The sequence below is a fragment of the Flavobacterium bizetiae genome (assembly GCF_024271895.1).
Lineage (GTDB): Bacteria > Bacteroidota > Bacteroidia > Flavobacteriales > Flavobacteriaceae > Flavobacterium > Flavobacterium bizetiae.
This window is the reverse complement of sequence record NZ_CP091861.1, coordinates 441,086-460,095: the sequence shown is the minus strand read 5'-3', so window position 1 is coordinate 460,095 and position 19,010 is coordinate 441,086. Positions and strand designations below refer to the sequence as shown.

Here is a 19,010-nt window from a genome sequence, read left to right as displayed (position 1 = left end):
TGTTAATTTAGGAAATGAAATTTTGTATTAGATAATGGAAATTTATTTTTGTAAAAATCAAATTTATGGAATTATACTACACCTTTTCAATACTAATTGTATTGGCCTCTTTCTTCGCCTATTTAAATTTAAGATTTTTAAAGCTTCCGGGAACTATTGGAATCATGATTATTGCCATGTTAGTTTCGGTAGGAATTCGTCTTTTAGGGGATTCTTATTTTCCGGATACTACAAAACATTTCTTTGAATTAATAAAAGAATTCGACTTCAATGAAATCTTAATGGGAGCTATGTTGAATTTTCTTTTGTTTGCCGGTGCACTACACGTAAATATGTCTGATCTTAAAGAACAAAAAGTTCCTATTATGATTTATTCTACAGTGAGCGTTGTCTTGTCAGCATTAATTATTTCTGTATTGCTTTATTATATCGCGCCTGTTTTAGGAATAAAAATCCCGTATATATTTTGTCTGGTTTTCGGAACATTAATATCTCCAACGGATCCAATCGTGGTATTGGGAGTTTTAAAACAAGCAAAAGTGCCTAAAAGAATAGAAACCAAAATTGTTGGTGAATCTTTATTTAATGATGGAGTAGCAGTTGTAATGTTTGCTGTTGTTTTAAAAATGGCAACTGATCCGACCTTTGATATGACTTTTGGTTCTATTGCATGGTTATTTGCAAAAGAAGGAATTGGCGGACTTTTATTAGGAGCTGTTTTAGGATATACCGCATCGAGGGTTATGAAAAAAATCGACGATTATAAAGTTTCTGTTCTAATAACGCTTTCTATCGTAATGGGAGGATTTCTGATTGCTCAAAGTTTACACGTTTCAAGTCCGTTGGCAATGGTTGTCGCAGGATTGATTATTGGTAATTACGGAAAAAAAGTAGCTATGAGCGAAGTAACGAAAGATTACTTGGGTAAATTTTGGGAACTTATCGATGAAATATTAAATGCTATTTTATTCTTGTTTATTGGTTTTGAGTTATTGCTATTACCGGATCTAAACAAACAATTATTAACTGGTTTTGTGGCTATTTTTATTGTGTTATTCGCCAGAATCGCTTCTATCGTTTTACCTTGGCAATTCTTCGATATTTTTAAAATTTTCGGTATTAGATCTGCTTATAGCAAAGGATCTTTAATGGTTTTGGTTTGGGGTGGAATTCGCGGTGGAGTTTCTATTGCGCTAGTACTTTCTATGCCGGAAGGTGAATACAAAAACCTATTGCTTGAAGTAACTTATATTGTAGTTTTATTTTCAATTGTAGTTCAGGGACTAAGCGTTGGGAAATTGGCGAATAGAGTTTTAGAGAAAGAGTAAAGAAAATAGAATATAGAGTAAAGATTTTATTTTAAAATTGAAAAAGGGCTGTCTCAAAAGTGAGTCAGCCCTTTTTAGTTGCTCCAGCGGAGCAGAATATTTATAGCAAATTCCGTTGCCAAATGTCAAAAAGCTCCAGCGAAGCGATATAATTACGCGATCGTTTTTATCGTTTGTCTTCTTTAGAATAATTTGAAACTCCATTAATATCAATTGGAGTCCCCAAAAAGCGAGGCTCGCGATTTCTTAGAACATCAAAAAAAGATTTACAAATAGAACCATATTCTCTAAAAGTAACATATTTATATCCGAGATATTCTCCATTATTTGCTGAATATCCAACCGATTTAATCCCCAATTTTTGCCCGATATAAATAGCGCGGTTTAAATGATATTCCTGAGAAATTAAAGTTGCTCTTTTGATGTTGAAAATATGTTTCGCGCGATACATAGTTGAATAAGTGTCGAATCCTGCATAGTCAATAAATATTTTGGTGGTATCAACTCCGTGATTGAAACAGTAATTTTTCATTACCGTTAATTCATCATATTCATCGCGGCCATTATCTCCCGAAAGTAAAATTTTATTAATGCGGTTTGCCTTGTATAATAGAATTCCGGCATCAAGGCGGTCCTTTAAATATTTACTGGGTTGATCTCCGTTAATTCCGGCACCAAAAATAATTCCCACATCATTTTTAGGGAATCTTTTAATCGAATAATAAATGTTTTTTTTGGTCGAAGATTTCACGTAATAATTTATAAAAACAATAGTAACTAATCCGATGATTACGAGATAAAGGAAGATTTTAAAATATTTTTTCAATTTGTTTTTTTGTAAGATTAAGATTTAAAAACACGAAGATACTTAAATTTATTGTTTGGCAAAATCAAATAAAAAAACCGAAGTATTTCTACGTCGGTTTTAATTATCTAATATTCTAAGAAGTCTAAAAATCTAAGAAGTCTAAAGCAATCCTGCTCTTTTCAATAAAGCTTCAGGTTTTGGTTCCTGACCTCTAAATCGTTTGTATAAAATCATCGGATGTTCTGTTCCTCCTTTTGAAAGTACATTGTCTTTAAATTTTGTCGCTACTTCATGATTGAAAATTCCTTTTTCCTGGAAATATTCAAAAGCATCAGCGTCTAATACTTCAGCCCATTTATAACTGTAATATCCGGAAGAATATCCACCTTGAAAGATGTGTGAAAAAGCCGTACTCATTGCATTTTCTTTTACATCAGGATACAATTGCGTATTAGCAAATTGTTCCGTTTCGAAAGTTTTTAAATCTGTAATATGGGTTGGATCCTGTCCGTGCCAAGCCATGTCTAATAATCCAAAACTTAATTGACGTAAAGTTGCCAAACCTTCCTGAAAACTGGCACTTTCTTTTATTTTTTGTACATATTCAATCGGAATAATTTCTCCGGTTTCGTAGTGATTCGCAAACAAAGCCAAAGCTTCCGGCTCGTAACACCAGTTTTCCATAATCTGACTTGGTAATTCTACAAAATCCCAGAAAACAGAAGTTCCTGATAAACTAGGGTAAGTTGTATTGGCTAACATTCCGTGTAAACCGTGACCAAATTCGTGGAATAAAGTCGTTACTTCATTAAAAGTTAATAATGATGGTTTAGTTTCTGTTGGCTTGGTAAAATTACAAACGTTTGAAATATGTGGTCTTTCATTTACGCCATCTTTTATAGATTGCGATTTGAATGAAGTCATCCATGCGCCGTTTCTTTTCCCTTTTCTTGGGAAGAAATCTGCGTAGAAAATCGAAACTAAATTACCATCAGCATCCGTTACTTCATAAGTCGTAACTTCTTCATGGTATTTATCGATATCAAAAACTTCGGTAAACGTTAGTCCGTATAGTTTTTTGGCAACTGTAAAAGCGCCGTTTAGTACTTTTTCTAACTGAAAATAAGGTTTTAATTTTTCATCATCTAAATTAAAAAGCTGTTGCTTTAATTTTTCAGAATAATAAGCACCATCCCATTTCTCTAATTGTTCGATTCCGTCCAGTTCTTTGGCGAAAGCCGTTAACTCAGCAAATTCTTTTTGAGCGGCAGGTTTTGCTTTAGCCAATAAATCATTCAGGAAAGAGAAAACTTTCTCCGGACTTTCAGCCATTCTTTCTTCCAAAACAAAATGAGCATGCGTTTTATAACCTAATAAATTAGCTCTTTCGAATCGTAATTTGGCAATTTTCAAGACATTTTCCTGATTGTCGAATTCGTTATTCTGAAATGCTTTTGCTCCAAAAGCAATCGCCATTTTTTTACGTAATTCACGATTATCTGCATAAGTCAAAAACGGAACATAACTTGGATGATCTAAAGTGAAAATCCAGCCTTCTTTTTCCTGGCTTTTTGCTAATAATCTTGCCGCTTCGATCGTTCCTTCAGGTAATCCTGCTAAATCTTTCTCATTGGTCAAATGCAATTCGAAAGCATTGGTTTCTGCCAAAACATTTTCGCCAAATTGTAAACTCAATTTCGATAATTCTTTATCAATTTCTCTTAGTTGATCTTTTTTGTCTTCTGGTAAATTCGCTCCGTTTCTGGAGAAACTTTTGTATTTTTTATCTAAAAGTGTAGTTTGTTCCGCATTTAGATCTAATGTTTCTTTTTGATCGTAAACCGTTTTTATTTTAGCAAATAAAGCAGCGTTTAAAGTGATGTCATTTCCAAAGTCAGATAATAAAGGTGAAACTTCCTGAGCGATTTTTTGCATTTCGTCACTTGTTTCAGCCGAATTCAAATTGAAGAAAACACTTGAAAGACGATCTAAAATATCTCCTGAAAAATCCATTGCAACAACCGTATTTTCAAAAGTTGGTGCCTCCGGATTGTTTACGATTGCATCGATTTCGGCTTTAGCCAAAGTAATTCCTTCCTGAAAAGCCGGAAGATAATCTTCAATTTTAATTTGCGAAAAAGGAGCTGTGTTATGTTTGGTAGTAAATTTTGAAAGTAAAACGTTCATTATGATATAATTATTTTATGAATTGAACTCAATATTTTTGAATTTCAAAGATAGCAATTTATAAAAATCTAATTGTCTATACCAGATCGATTCTCGGCATAAAAACCTCTTAAATTGTGTTATAGATATGTTATTTATTTCTGTACGCATATTTAAAAGCGTAAATTGAAAAAATGTGATTAGAACTATAAATGCTAATCAGAAATTGTAAAACAGAAAAACGATGAATTATCAAATTGTAATAAAGAGAATAGATACTGTTAACGAAGTAGAAGGATATTGGTCTGATGAAGATCTTGTTCAGTTATTAGAAAAATTCAATTATCCTGACGGAGCAACAGCGGATAAAGCAAGTTTACCGGAATTATTAGAAATGGCAATCTCGGATTATGAACCAAACGAAGCTGCGGAAATAGTCTTGAAATATAAATTTCCTGATAGATTAACCGAAGGGCAAATCGAGCAAATTGCGCACAACATGTTAATTGATAAAGTTTGTGAGGAATATCCAGAGATAGACATGCAAGGAACTTTGTTTCACATTAATCAATTGCTTTTTAAAGCTTACAACGGGAAATTTCCGAATGCAAAAGCTTCTATTGTTCATTTTTCGATGACGACAACTGATGGTGAAGTACAAAAACTAACAGCCGAAAATGTATTGAAATTATTGAACAAAGGTTTGTCTGATAGAAATTTGATTAAAAGATTGTTCGAAAATCAAATGTCTCAAAACATTCCGTTTCCTGAAGCTGAAGATATAGTTTGGGAATTGACAACAACAGACAATATAAATTATAATTTAGTTACCTCAGAAAATTGGATTAATAATGAAGATATAGATGAATATGAATTTGAGTCTGTCTTGGAAGAAATTGAAGACGAAGCATAATTTTAGTTTTCAGTTTTCAGTCACAGTTTACACTGTAAATTGTGACTGAAAACTGTGACTGAAAACTATTTTAAACTTTCAGCTGCTTTATTAACCGCTGCTTTTAGTTCTTCTTTGTAAGCAATAATAGTATCTAATACTTTTTTATCGTGACTTCCGATAATTTGTGCTGCTAAAATTCCGGCATTTTTTGCTCCGTTTAAAGCAACCGTTGCAACAGGAACTCCGCCTGGCATTTGCAGAATCGATAAAACTGAATCCCAACCATCGATAGAATTACTTGATTTTACCGGAACGCCAATTACAGGAAGTGGAGACATTGAAGCTACCATTCCAGGTAAATGTGCGGCTCCGCCAGCTCCGGCAATAATTACCGAAATTCCGCGTGTATGTGCATTTTTACTAAAATCGAATAATTTTTCCGGCGTTCTGTGTGCCGAAACGATATCAACTTCAGTTTCTATATTGAATTGTTTTAATATGTCGATGGCATCTTGCATGACTGGCATGTCAGAGATACTTCCCATTATGATGGCTACTTTGCTCATGTTGTTTTTTGTTTGTTTTGTTGTTTAAAGTTTCAGGTTTTAAGTTTTTGTTTAGACTGAAAACTGTGACTGCGACCGAGACTGAAAACTATATACTAATTACTTTAATAGTGTTCTTAACATCCTCAGCAATTCTTCTGGCTTCGTTCATGTTTTCGTTGACAATCGTAACGTGACCCATTTTTCTGAAAGGACGTGTTTGTTTCTTTCCGTAAATATGTGGTGTAACACCATCCCAACCTAAAATGGTTTCGATATTTTCGTAAACAACATCTCCAGAGAAACCTTCGGCACCAACTAAGTTTACCATAACTCCGGCAACTTTACTATCTGTATTTCCTAACGGAAGATCCAGAATAGCGCGCAAATGATTTTCGAATTGTGAGGTATAACTGGCTTCGATAGAGTAATGACCAGAATTGTGTGGGCGAGGTGCAACTTCGTTTACCAAAATTTCATCTTCGTGAGTCTGGAACATTTCAACTGCTAATAGACCAACGTGATTGAATTTCTCCGAAACATTCAAAGCAATTGCTCTGGCTTTTTCGGCAACTTTCTCGTCGATTCTGGCAGGACAAATTACGTATTCTACTTGGTTGGCTTCCGGATGAAACTCCATTTCTACAACCGGATAGGTTTTTATTTCTCCCGATGGATTCCTTACTACGATAACCGCCAATTCGTTTTTGAACGGAACCATAGTTTCTGCGATACATTCTACGTTTGGTAAATCATCCATATCCGAAATCTGACGAATGACTTTCACGCCATTGCCATCGTAACCAAACTCAGTACATTTCCAAACAAACGGAATCGTGATTTCATTATTTCCAACTGATTTTTGCAAATGTGCCGGACTTTCAAATCGTAAATAGGCTGCAGTTGGGATATTACTTTCGGTGTAAAAATCTTTTTGAACTCCTTTATTCTGAATTCCTTTTAAAGTTTTTGGAGAAGGATATACTTTTAAGCCTTCATTTTCTAATTGCGTTAAAGCTTCAAGATTAACCAATTCAATTTCGAAAGTCAAAACATCGACTTGTTTTCCAAAATTGTAAACCGTTTCATAATCCATCAAATCGCCCTGGAAGAATTTATTGCAGGCAATTTTACTCGGAGCTTCGTCACTCGGATCTAAAACATAAGTTTGTATATCAAATTTTCGAGTGTCGAACAAAAGCATTTTGCCTAATTGTCCGCCACCTAATATTCCTAATTTAAAATCAGAAGAAAAATAGTTCATTGTAGTTGTGTTTGTGCAAAGATACTTTTTAATCTTTTTTGCCACAATTTGCAGTGAGATTATTTTTTTTGCCACGAATTAAACAAATTTTTAAGCTTCAATTTTGACAAAATATAATTCGTGTAATTCGTGGCGACCTAAAAAATCATTATAATCTTTTTAATCTGTGGCTAAAAATTTAACCGCAAAGAACACAAAGGTTTCGCAAAGTTCACAAAGTTTATTAGTTGAAGCTATGAATAGCAGCAAAGGTCACAAAGCTATACGTTAAATTTTGGAGCTAAAAATTCGTGGAAATTCGTTTAATTCGTGGCGACCTAAAAAAAATCATTCTAATCCTTTTAATTTGTGGCTAAAAATTTAACCGCAAAGAACATAAAGGTTTCGCAAAGTTCACAAAGGTTTTTATTTGAGGCTATAAATAGCTGTAAAGGTCACAAAGCTTTGCGAACTTTATGTTTTCTCACCATAATACTAAGGTAAAAACTTAGCGTGCTTTGCGGTAAAATTAATCAGTAGCGCAATTATTTTTCAATTTTCTTTAAGACTTCTTTGGCTACAGCTTTATAAGCGGCAGAATGATCTCCGTAATCTTTGTTCAGGATCATTTGCAGTTCAGGATGAATCCAGTCGTAATGATTTCCTAAAACATATAATGTTCTGATAGAATACGCTTTTGTGGCGACTTTTACATCATTAATTAACCAATCAAAAGAAGCTTCGATACAATCTTGCAGATTTTCTTTGGAAAGTAAAATACTGTCGTCATTTTTTTTATAATGGGATTTCACTAAAAGCTGAACCACTTTTGCGATTGGTCTAATAGCACTTTCATCTTTTAAGACTTTCAAATTAGAACATAAAAAATCAAGATGAGGTTGCAGCCAAATTAACTCTTCGTAAGACACAAACTCTAAAATCCAACAAGCTTTATGATTGTTTTTGTCTTCTGGTGAAAAACAAATCGCAACCAATTCTCCAAATAAATGCTGGTTTTCTAAAACATACTGAGCCGCCATTAGTCGGTTTTCTCTGTAAGCATTTACATAGTCTAGTTTTGCTTGTAATTCAGACAACATTTTTTTCGGTTTATTAGGCATCTAAAATAAGTAATTTAGTGAAATAGTTCCGTAATAATTAATAGGTAAGCCCGGGTAATAATATCTGGGACTTGCGTTGCCGACTGCAACGGCATTGGGCAAAATCATAGAGGCATATTTTTCATCAGTAACATTATTAATGCCAAAAGCTAGATTGGTATTGAGTTTAGGCAGAATTTCAAAACGATAACCTGTTTTTAAATTGATGATATGATAAGAATCTGAATAAGTCGAATTCGCATCGTTTAGCGGAATTTTATCTGTAAACTGAAAATCAGCAGAAAAATAAATACCCAAATAAGTATTTAAAATTATTCCAGCATTTACTTTATTCGCCGCAACACCGGTTAGTTTATTTCCGGAATAATCATTTCCGTTATCGACAAAATCTTTAAACTCATATTGGCCTAACGATGCACCAATAAAAGAATTCAAAGTAAAAAAATGATTAATGACCCAATTGTGTTTTGCCGAAACTTCGATTCCTTCATGAAACGTTTTGCCAGCATTTATACCTTCATATTGATCATCACCAATTCTTTTGGCTACCAATAAATCTTTTATTTCCATTCGATAAACCGCAACTTCTGTATAAAGATTTTTATTGAAGAAATAGAACTTTCCGCCTGCTTCAAAATTATAACCGCTTTCCGGTTTTATATCCGGATTAATGTTACCGGAACTTGTTAGTGTTTCTTCTGTGGCAGGCAACGAAAATCCGCGACTTACAGAAAAATATAAAGTTCGTTCCTGATTGGGTTTGAAAAGAAAAGACAATTGAGGCGAAAAAATTCCGTCATAGCTGTACTTTTCCGTTGCCATTTTGTTTGGGAGAAAATTTGTTAGTTCAAAATGAGTTTCATTATAATTTAATCCTGCCTGAATTTCAAAATGATCTGAAAGTAATGTTCTTAATTGGGCGAATATATTATAGAAATGCCTTTTCTGGTCTGTTTCAGTAAGTTGTTTGCCCTGAAGGCTGCCTTCTCCGTTATTGGTTTTGTATAAATTTTCGAAAGTATTTCCGCTGTAATTATCAGTAAAATATTCAATTCCGGCTATGAATTGATTTTCGACTTTACTAATTTTAAAATTTCCTGAAAATTGGGTTCTTCCTCCAGTCCCAAAAGTATATTGACGTAAAATATCAAAAGGCCGTGGTTCGTTGCTATCCTTATAATTCACAAAAATTGAAGTTGAATTATTCAGATGATCATTAATTTTAAAATCATAAGCCAATCCCGCCAAAGTCGATTTGTATTCCTTAAACCCTTTTGAAGCCACCCAGGTTGCGGCACCCAATTTAGGATTAGAATCAAAAACTTCTTTAGTTATAGAACTTGGTATGTAAGCTTTTAAATAAGTATAATTCGAAAAATAAGTAAGCTTGCTGTTTTCTTTCCTGAATAATTCTCCAGCAAGTGTAACGCCTTCACGCTTGTACGAACTGTTTTCTCGCCATCCATCGGTTTTAAGATTGTGATAGCTAATATTTACACTTGAATTATTTTTATTCAAGCTATAATTCAAGCTGTTTTTGAGTAATCCAAACGAACCAAAAACGCTGCTTAGACTGGCATTTTCTCCAACTGTTTTAGAAAGTTGAGGTGAAATTAAAATCGCACCGCCCAAACCAGCGCCATAAATACTCGACAGCGGACCTTTAATAACTTCAAGTTGTCCTATGTTTTCGAGATCAATATCATCAATAACCGTTTCGCTGTTTCCGGATGTTAGCGGAATACTGCCATAAAAAGCTCTGATTTTATTGGTTCCGTACGGAGATCTTGCGCCAATACCACGAATCGAAATTCGGGTTGTCGTAAAATTCGATGATTGCATAAAAACTCCCGGAATCGTATTGATTACGGTTGTAATATCGGTAGCGTTATTTTGTAAAAGCTCTTTTTTAGATAAAATGCCAATTGCAGCCGGAGTATTCTGCAAACGATTATTAACATGAAGCGGACTTATAATGACTTCATCTAATTTTTGAGTTTTTACAGAATCTATAGTTTTGCTTTCTTTTTCTTGTGCCTTGCTATTTTGAAAAACGCAAAACACAAAAAAGAGAAAACAATATTTTTTTAAAATCATAAAAGAGTTTGTTGGGCATAAAAAGATTAACCGCAAAGAACACAAAGGTTTCGTAGAGAGCGCAAAGTTTTTTAGTCTGTATGTAATTTTCTCGCAAAGTCGCAGAGGCGCAAAGTTTAATTTTCTTTGCGACTCTGCGACTTTGCGAGATAAAAAAACAAATCTTAGAGTTCTTTTCGGTAAAAAAAACCAGCGTTTTTGAATTCCCACTAAAATTGGAATTTAAATATTGGAATTTACTTTTATTTGTTCGCCGTTACCTTCCAAATCGTATTCCCACTATCATCATTCACCAACAGCGATCCGTCTGGCGTAACCGTTACCGCAACCGGACGTCCGTAAACCTCTGCTTTATCAGCATTAGCAATAAAACCAGTTAAAAAATCTTCCGGTTTTCCAGAAGGTTTTCCGTTTGCAAAAGGAACAAAGACAACTTTGTAACCCGATATCTTAGAGCGATTCCATGAACCGTGTTGTCCTACGAAAATTCCGTTTTTGTATTTTGCAGGAAAAGCATCTTTAGTATAAAAAGCCAAACCTAACGAAGCCGTATGAGGACCAACCGGAACATCCGGAACAATTGCTTTCGCTACTAAATCTTTGCGTTCGCCTTTCATTCTAGGATCAGGAATATTACCATAATAAGAGTAAGGCCAACCGTAGAAACCATCTCTTTTTACACTCGTTACATAATCAGGAACAAGATCGTCGCCCAATTCATCACGTTCGTTAACCGCTGTCCAAAGTTCCTTGTTTACGGGATTCCAATCCATTCCAACAGGGTTTCTAAGTCCGGCAGCATATATTTTTTCACCAGTTCCGTCAGGATTAATTTCAAGAATATCAGCACGGCGTACCTCTTTATCCATTCCGTTTTCTCCCACATTACTTCCGGAACCTACCGAAACGTAAATTTTTGTTCCCTCAGGATTTGAGATTATATTTCTTGTCCAGTGATTGTTGTAACCTCCGGCAGGAAGTTCAAGAATTTTAGTTCCTTTAGTTTCTAGTTTTAACGGATTGTTTTTATACGGATATCGGTATAAACCATCCGTGTTTGCAATGTAGAAAAAGTCTTTTAGAACCAACATTCCAAAAGGTTTATTTAAGTCTTTTATAAAAACTTCACGCGTTTCAAACTTACCGTCTTTGTCTTTATCACGTAAAACTGTAATTTGATTTTTACTCGTTCTTGTGCCGCTTTCTACCACAAAAATATCATTGTTTGGTCCAATATATGTCCAACGCGGATTTTCGAAACCATCTGCAAATTTAGTAACTGTAAAACCTTCAGGCGCAATAGGTGTTTTTCCTTCAGGCCATCCAATCACTTTACTATTGTTAGATTTAGATTCGGTAGCATAAGGCGGAGGTAATGTCAGATCTCCAACAGCAGTTTTTACGACGACGTTAGGTTGTTTCGCAAGCGCTTCTTTTTCTTCTTTTTTTACCTGTCCGTTACAGGCAGTCAGTATGGCTAATAATGATATTGAAAATAGTTGTGTGGTATTTTTCATTGTGATTTAGGGTTAAATATTTATAGAACAACAATTTAGTAAAAATAAAAAAGTTTTTAAGAAAACATTTATAAATATTATGTGATATTTAACATTCTTAAAAAAATACAAGTACAGCCTATTTTGATACTTACAGTTTGGTTGTAATTCTGTATCTTTGCCCATTATTTTAAACATAAAAATAATGATACAACTTCACGATAAACAATTTGTTCCGTTTATTTCGGCCAAAGAAATTGATTTTGCTTTGACCAAATTAGTAGCACAGGTAGAGGATGATTTTGGAGACGATACTCCAATTTTTATTGGTGTTTTAAATGGTGCATTTATGGTCGTTGCCGATTTTGTTAAAAAGTATAAAAAACCTTGCGAGATTTCATTCATTAAAATGGCCTCTTACGAAGGAACTGAAACGACCAATACTGTAAAAGAATTAATTGGTATCAATCAGGATTTATCAGGCAGAACCGTAATTATCATCGAAGACATTATCGATACCGGAAATACGATCGAAGAATTAAAGCATTTGTTTAAAGCACAAAATGTAAAGCATTTTAAAATTGCCACTTTGTTTTTTAAACCAGACGCCTATAAAAAAGACATTAAAATAGATTACATCGGAATCAGAATTCCAAATAAATTCATTGTTGGTTACGGATTAGACTACGATGGTTTAGGAAGAAACCTGGCCGAAGTTTATAAATTAGCAGAATAAGCATAAACACACACAACTATATATTCATTTAAAACTTCTTATAAAAAATTAGAAGTAACAACACTCACTCATATTATGATTAATATTGTTTTATTTGGAAAGCCGGGCGCAGGAAAAGGAACTCAGGCAGAATTTTTAAAAGAAAAATACAAATTAACTCATCTTTCAACAGGAGATATTTTTCGTTTTAATTTAAAAAATGATACAGATTTAGGTAAAAAAGCAAGAGTTTTTATGGACAACGGAGAATTGGTTCCTTGCGAAGTTACCACTGCAATGTTAATAGACGAGGTAAATAAACACCCGGATACGGCAGGTTTCTTGTTCGACGGTTATCCAAGAACATTAGATCAGGCACAGGCTCTGGATAAATTTTTACCAACAATTGGGTCAGGTGTTACTGCAACAATCGCATTAGAAGCTGATGATGAAATTCTGGTAGCACGTTTACTGGAAAGAGGAAAAACAAGTGGAAGAGTAGATGATCAGGACGAAGAAAAAATTCGTGTAAGATATCAGGAATACAATGAAAAAACAGCTCCACTAATCGGATATTATAAAGAACAAAATAAGTTTCATGCCGTAAACGGTATCGGAACTATCGAAGATATTACAGAGCGATTAACGTCAGTTATAGATAATTTGTAGAAGCTTTTTCCAGCTGTACGTGAAATCCCGATAGCTATCGGGACGTAAAAATCTATTTTTCTATACCATAAAACGAGCTTCCTTCGGTCGCTGTTTTCTGGCAAGAAAAATTAGTTTTTTTAGCTCCGGGCTTTTCTCTTTCATCTGAGCTATAACATTTAGGTTACAAATTACATTTAGCGAACAATTCAATAACGAATAAACCACAAATTGGAAATACTAATAATATTTTTTCTAATACTATTAAACGGAGTTTTCTCTATGTCTGAAATTGCACTTATTTCAGCCCGAAAAAATAGACTCGAAACTGCCGCAAAAAAAGGAAATAAAAGTGCCAGGATTGCTCTCGACTTAGCCAATTCACCAAACAAGTTTTTATCTACAGTACAAATCGGAATCACCTTAATCGGGATTTTAACAGGTATTTATAGTGGTGATAAAATCACAGTAGATGTAGAAATATTTGTTAGCGGATTTGTTTTCTTAAAACCCTATGCACATTCAGTTGCAGTAGGAATTGTAGTGGTAGTCTTAACATTTTTCTCATTAGTTTTAGGAGAATTGCTGCCAAAACGAATCGGGTTAAATTATCCGGAATCGATTGCCAAAATGGTAGCAATGCCAATGAAAATTATTTCGATTATCACAGCTCCATTTATTTGGTTGCTTACCACTTCGACAGATTTTTTACTGAACGTTTTGCAAATAAAACCATCAGCTGACGGAAAGGTTACTGAAGAAGAAATAAAAGCCATTATAAAAGAAGGAACCGAAGGCGGAGAAGTTCAGGAAATCGAACAAGATATCGTAGAACGTGTTTTTCATATTGGCGACAGAAAAGTAAACTCATTAATGACACACCGTAAATCGGTAGACATGTTGCCTTTTAATGCTGATAAAGCAAAAATAAAAGAACTTGTCCTTATGGATTTGCATACCGTTTATCCGGTTTACAGAGACAATTACGATGATATTGTGGGTATCGTAACCCTTAAAAATATATTTGCCAACATCGAAAGTGATCATTTTGATTTAGCAGCAATAATGACCGATCCTCCTTATTTAATGGAGCAAACGACAGCTTATAAAGCTCTGGAGAATTTTAAGAAAACCGGAGTTCATTATGCTTTAGTTTCTGACGAGTACGGTGTTTTTCAGGGAATTATTACTTTAAATGATATTCTCGAAGCGCTGGTTGGTGATGCATCTGATTTTTATAAAGATGAATTTCAACTGGTAGAAAGAGAAGACGGTACATGGCTGGTAGACGGACATTATTCATTACACGATTTCCTGACTTATTTCGAGTTAGACGAATTGACAAATGATTACGAAGTAAATACCGTAAGCGGAATGATTATGACCGAGCTTTCTCATATCCCGAAAGAAGGCGAGAAATTAATCTGGCAAAAATTTGTGTTAGAAGTCATCGATATGGATGGCGTTAAGATTGATAAAGTGTTGGTAAAAGCACTTAAAGAATAAAGAGAGAATAAAATAGTTTTCAGTCACAGTTTTTAGTCGCAGTTTGCGTTAGAAACCAAAACTGAGGCTGAATACAAAAACAATAGAAGTTAGACGTACGATTTAGAGCAATCTAAAATCTAGAATCTAAAGTCTGAAATTCAAAACAATGACAGAAGGAAATTTTGTAGATTATGTTAAGATATATGTTTCTTCCGGAAAGGGAGGAAAAGGATCTACACATTTACATAGAGAGAAATTTATTGAAAAAGGTGGCCCGGACGGTGGTGATGGTGGCCGCGGCGGACACGTGTATTTAGTAGGAAATAAAGGTTTGTGGACATTATTTCACTTAAAATTTGCTCGTCATATCAAAGCCGGTCACGGTGGAGACGGAGGAGGAGATCGTAGTACAGGTGCCGATGGAGAAGATAAATACATCGAAGTACCTTTAGGGACTGTCGTAAAAGATAAAGAAACCGGAGAAACCTTATTCGAAATTACCGAAGATGGTGAAAAAAAAATCCTTTCAAAAGGAGGAAAAGGTGGTTTAGGAAACTGGCATTTTAGAAGCTCAACCAATCAGACTCCAAGATACGCACAACCAGGTTTACCGGGTGTAGAAATGGATGTAATTTTAGAGCTTAAAGTTTTAGCCGATGTAGGTTTAGTAGGATTTCCAAATGCTGGAAAATCAACTTTATTATCGGTATTAACTTCAGCGAAACCAAAAATTGCCGATTATCCTTTTACAACCCTAAAACCAAACTTAGGAATTGTTGCTTACAGAGATTTTCAATCTTTTGTAATTGCAGATATTCCGGGTATTATCGAAGGTGCTGCAGAAGGAAAAGGTTTAGGACATTATTTCCTGCGTCATATTGAGCGTAACTCAACATTGTTGTTTTTAGTTCCTGTTGATACTCCGGACATAAAAGGAGAATATGATATTTTGGTAAACGAATTGACCAAATACAATCCTGAAATGTTAGATAAAGAACGTCTTTTAGTAATCTCAAAATGCGATATGCTGGATGACGAACTTAAAGCTGAATTAAAAACAGAATTAGATGTTGCTTTCAAAGATGTTCCATACATGTTTATTTCATCAGTTGCCCAACAAGGATTAACTGATCTTAAAGATAAACTTTGGAAAATGCTAAACGAGTAAAATAGATGGCGTAAAATATAAAACCCGACAATCAAAAATTGTCGGGTTTTTTTGTTTTCAACGAAAAAAACAAAAAAATGTCTCAGCTTTATTATTAGCTGAAAACTAAAAAATTACAATGAGAAATTTTTAGAAATCCCAATGTTAAATGAGTTTCCAAAATCGAAACTAAAACGTTCCTGTCTTGGGTCGTTGTGCCCATCCAGGTTATCGTACTTAATTCCTCCAATAGAGAAATTCAATGCTACGCCATGTTTAACATTAATAGACAGATTCGGGGTAAAAAAGGCATACATACCTTTTGCGTCGTTAACAGAATAAGTTTGGTAACCTCCTCCAAGATCTGCATAAAAAGCAAAAGTTTCGGTAATAGGAGTAATGTAACGCAAAAAGCCTCCTATCTTATATCTTTCAGTTTTAGGTGATCCGGCAAGGTCAATATTCTGAATCGATCCTTCAACACCAACGCCCCAGCTATTCGCGAACATATAACCAACTCTTGGTGCAAATTCGAAATTGGTAGATTTAGCATCTCCAATTTTTTCTGATGAGTAACCTACGTCTCCACCTAAAAAGATATGACCCTTTTGTGCGTTTGAAAGAGTTGCCACAAATAGAGCAACAACAACTAATAATTTTTTCATTTTTTTATTGATTAATTTATTTCTACAAAGCTATATGTTTTATTTTTTGTAAGAAATAAATTATAAGTTAATTTTATTTTTGAAAGTTAATTATTATAAAATTGTTGATTTCTCAAATTGTTTATTTTTAATTTCATTTAAATTTTGGGATTTACCTGTCTTTTATTTCATAATACAATCTTAATTTTTGTTTTTATACGATTTGCGAAATTCGTAAAACCAAGCTTTAAAGGATTTCATATGTTTCGATTTTGGAGGTTTGAGTTATTATTTGTTGCGAAAATGAAGTATATTCGCAGAACTTAAACAAAATAACATGAAAAAAGTAGTTTTATTCTTGACCATGTGCCTAATGGCTTTTCCTGTAAAGGCTGATGAAGGAATGTGGTTCTTGATGTTTATCGAAAGATTAAACCATAGAGATATGGAGAAAATGGGCTTGCAACTAACAGCCGAAGAAATTTACAGCATTAACCACCATAGTTTGAAAGATGCGATTGTACAATTTAACGGAGGTTGTACAGCTGAGATCGTTTCTAAAAACGGATTAGTATTAACTAATCACCACTGTGGATATAATGCAATTGCTGAACTTTCTACAGCAGAACAAAATTATTTAAAAGACGGTTTCTGGGCAAAAGAGAAAAGTGCCGAAATGAAACCAAAATCATTATACGTTCGTTTCTTTGTTCGTATGGATGATGTTTCTAAAAGAATTTTATCAAAAGTAAATGATCAAATGACAGAGACTGAAAGAAACAAAATCATTCAGCAAGAAATCAATTTGATTGAAAAAGAAAACAACGAAGGCGGAAAATATACTGTTTCTGTTCGTCCTTTCTTTCAGGGAAATGAGTATTACTATTTCGTTTACCAGGATTATACAGATGTTCGTTTAGTAGGAACGCCTCCTGAAAGTGTTGGTAAATTTGGTGGAGACACTGATAACTGGGAGTGGCCTCGTCAAACAGGAGATTTCTCTATGTTTAGAGTTTATGCTGACAAAGACGGAAATCCTGCAGCTTATTCTAAAGATAATGTGCCTTTGCAACCTAAACATTACTTACCAGTAAGTATTAAAGGTGTTAAAGAAAATGATTTTGCGATGATTTTAGGATATCCTGGAAGAACAAACCGTTGGATGCCAGCTGGTGGAATCGAGCAAAACATTAAATATGCTTATCCTGCATGGGTTGAAGGTGCTAAAACCGGAATGGATGTAATGAAAAAGTATATGGACAAAGATGCAACAGTTCGTTTGCAATACGCGTCTAAATATGCTTCGACTGCCAACTACTGGAAAAACCGTCAGGGAATGATTGATGCTTTAACAAAAGCTGGTACAGTAGATGTTAAAACTGCACAAGAAGATAAATTCTATGAGTGGGCAACTAAACCTGCTAATAAAGAAAAGTACGAGAATGTAATTCCTACTATTAATGATTATTACAGATCGACAAATTTAAAAGCAACTCATGACAATTACTTAATGCAACTTTTGCGTACGTCAGCTTATGCAGCGGGACCAGCAAATTTAGGTAATGCTTTGATCGCTTACTATAATGAAAATGATGCTAAAAAAGCTGAGATGTTGCCTAAGATCAATACAATGATTGACAACATTTATGGGGAGTTTTATGCGCCTCTTGAAAAAGATATTTTTGCAGCACAATTGAATTTATATACTTCTAAAGGTGCTGAATATGGTTTAGGTACTCAGGTAGCTAAAATGAAATCAGAAAATAATGGTGACTTTACTGCAGATGTTGCAAAAGCAACTGAAATAAGTTACTTTACAACTAAAGAAAAAGTATTGGCATTTATGGCTGATCCAAAACCATTGGCAATTGTACACGATCCGTTGTATATTATTTCTAATGATTTGATGACAAAATACCGTGCTAAAACTGATGATCAGGCAAAAGCTGATGATGGTTTTGCAACTGCTTTCCGCGAATTGGTTGAAGGTTTAAGAGAATCAAAATTAAACACAATTCAGTATCCTGATGCCAACTCTACTTTGAGATTGACTTACGGAAAAGTTCGTGCTTTACCTGCAGATCCAAGAAACGATGCTAAAATTAATAACTATACTACTATGGAAAGTATGGTGAAAAAATACAAAGCCGGAGATCAGGAATTTGATTTACCAAAACGTTTGTTAGAATTGAACAAGAAAAAAGATTACGGACAATATGCTGATAAAGCAGGATATATGCCAGTAAACTTCTTGACAGATAACGATATTACAGGAGGAAATTCTGGTTCACCGGTTCTTAACGGAAAAGGAGAATTAATTGGAATTGCTTTTGACGGAAATATCGAAGCTATGGCTGGCGATGTTATTTTTGATCCAAAATTGCAAAGAACTATCAATGTTGATATTCGTTATGTACTTTGGATTATCGACAAATACGCCGGAGCTAAAAACATTATTGACGAATTGACGATTGCTAAATAATCTCAATTTATTTATAAAAGTAAACCCGACAGATTTTAAATCTGTCGGGTTTTTTGTTTAAAAAGGGCTTCGACTCCGCTCAGCCTGAAATAGTGTGATTATGAAATTGATTGTCATCCTGAGCGAAGCTGAAGGCATTCGAATTGGTATAGATTTTCGACTTTGCTCGGACTTACAATTGTCAAAG

General features: G+C 34.2%; 15 protein-coding genes. 7 read left to right on the top strand and 8 right to left on the bottom strand.

The features are described from left to right. The first annotated feature begins 65 nt into the window (after nucleotides 1–65). Nucleotides 66–1,328: a cation:proton antiporter gene (locus L0669_RS02175; protein ID WP_173972830.1), complete on the top strand. Its 1,263-nt coding sequence runs from the start codon at nucleotides 66–68 to the stop codon at nucleotides 1,326–1,328. 166 nt (nucleotides 1,329–1,494) lie between these two features. On the opposite strand, the gene L0669_RS02170 is transcribed toward L0669_RS02175, so the two are convergent. Together L0669_RS02170 and L0669_RS02165 are read right to left on the bottom strand one after the other, a co-directional pair. Then, a complete protein-coding gene (locus tag L0669_RS02170) occupies nucleotides 1,495–2,154 on the bottom strand; it encodes a SanA/YdcF family protein (protein ID WP_263760973.1) in 660 nt (219 codons plus the stop codon). 141 nt (nucleotides 2,155–2,295) lie between these two features. Beyond that, complete coding sequence (locus tag L0669_RS02165; protein ID WP_263760971.1) at nucleotides 2,296–4,323, bottom strand: M3 family metallopeptidase; 2,028 nt, start codon at nucleotides 4,321–4,323, stop codon at nucleotides 2,296–2,298. A 223-nt stretch (nucleotides 4,324–4,546) separates the two neighbouring features. On the opposite strand from L0669_RS02165, the gene L0669_RS02160 reads away from it, so the two are divergent. Continuing rightward, nucleotides 4,547–5,215, top strand: a complete 669-nt coding sequence (locus L0669_RS02160; RefSeq protein ID WP_263760969.1) for a hypothetical protein — start codon at nucleotides 4,547–4,549, stop codon at nucleotides 5,213–5,215. Between the two features lie 65 nt (nucleotides 5,216–5,280). On the opposite strand, the gene purE is transcribed toward L0669_RS02160, so the two are convergent. The 5 genes from purE to L0669_RS02135 all read right to left on the bottom strand — a co-directional run bounded on the left by purE (nucleotide 5,281) and on the right by L0669_RS02135 (nucleotide 11,720). Then, on the bottom strand, nucleotides 5,281–5,763 hold the full coding sequence (purE, locus tag L0669_RS02155; protein ID WP_173971596.1) for a 5-(carboxyamino)imidazole ribonucleotide mutase: 483 nt from the start codon (nucleotides 5,761–5,763) through the stop codon (nucleotides 5,281–5,283). A gap of 88 nt (nucleotides 5,764–5,851) precedes the next feature. Continuing rightward, complete coding sequence (locus tag L0669_RS02150; protein ID WP_173971595.1) at nucleotides 5,852–7,006, bottom strand: 5-(carboxyamino)imidazole ribonucleotide synthase; 1,155 nt, start codon at nucleotides 7,004–7,006, stop codon at nucleotides 5,852–5,854. Nucleotides 7,007–7,530: 524 nt separating this feature from the next. Further along, entirely contained in the window at nucleotides 7,531–8,106 is a 576-nt protein-coding gene (locus L0669_RS02145; RefSeq protein WP_263760967.1) for a hypothetical protein, read from the bottom strand. Then, on the bottom strand, nucleotides 8,107–10,203 hold the full coding sequence (locus L0669_RS02140) for a TonB-dependent receptor (RefSeq protein ID WP_263760965.1): 2,097 nt from the start codon (nucleotides 10,201–10,203) through the stop codon (nucleotides 8,107–8,109). Between the two features lie 242 nt (nucleotides 10,204–10,445). Beyond that, nucleotides 10,446–11,720, bottom strand: coding sequence for a PQQ-dependent sugar dehydrogenase (locus L0669_RS02135; protein WP_263760963.1), 1,275 nt, complete (start codon nucleotides 11,718–11,720; stop codon nucleotides 10,446–10,448). Nucleotides 11,721–11,904: 184 nt separating this feature from the next. Between L0669_RS02135 and hpt the strand changes: the two genes are divergently transcribed. From hpt to obgE, 4 genes are all read left to right on the top strand, one after another. Then, the gene (gene hpt, locus L0669_RS02130; protein WP_191408429.1) at nucleotides 11,905–12,435 is read left to right on the top strand and encodes a hypoxanthine phosphoribosyltransferase; all 531 of its coding nucleotides are present in this window, start codon (nucleotides 11,905–11,907) and stop codon (nucleotides 12,433–12,435) included. Between the two features lie 75 nt (nucleotides 12,436–12,510). Further along, the gene (locus tag L0669_RS02125) at nucleotides 12,511–13,083 is read left to right on the top strand and encodes an adenylate kinase (RefSeq protein WP_191408431.1); all 573 of its coding nucleotides are present in this window, start codon (nucleotides 12,511–12,513) and stop codon (nucleotides 13,081–13,083) included. A 210-nt stretch (nucleotides 13,084–13,293) separates the two neighbouring features. Continuing rightward, the gene (locus L0669_RS02120; RefSeq protein WP_425250471.1) at nucleotides 13,294–14,568 is read left to right on the top strand and encodes a hemolysin family protein; all 1,275 of its coding nucleotides are present in this window, start codon (nucleotides 13,294–13,296) and stop codon (nucleotides 14,566–14,568) included. A 148-nt stretch (nucleotides 14,569–14,716) separates the two neighbouring features. Next, nucleotides 14,717–15,718: a GTPase ObgE gene (gene obgE / locus L0669_RS02115; RefSeq protein ID WP_263760959.1), complete on the top strand. Its 1,002-nt coding sequence runs from the start codon at nucleotides 14,717–14,719 to the stop codon at nucleotides 15,716–15,718. Between the two features lie 113 nt (nucleotides 15,719–15,831). Here obgE and L0669_RS02110 read toward each other — a convergent pair whose 3' ends face one another. Further along, complete coding sequence (locus L0669_RS02110) at nucleotides 15,832–16,362, bottom strand: porin family protein (RefSeq protein ID WP_263760957.1); 531 nt, start codon at nucleotides 16,360–16,362, stop codon at nucleotides 15,832–15,834. Nucleotides 16,363–16,678: 316 nt separating this feature from the next. Here L0669_RS02110 and L0669_RS02105 point away from each other — a divergent pair, with 316 nt between their 5' ends. Then, nucleotides 16,679–18,823 (top strand): S46 family peptidase, encoded by a 2,145-nt coding sequence (locus L0669_RS02105; protein WP_263760956.1) that lies wholly within the window; start codon nucleotides 16,679–16,681, stop codon nucleotides 18,821–18,823. Nucleotides 18,824–19,010 lie beyond the last annotated feature (187 nt).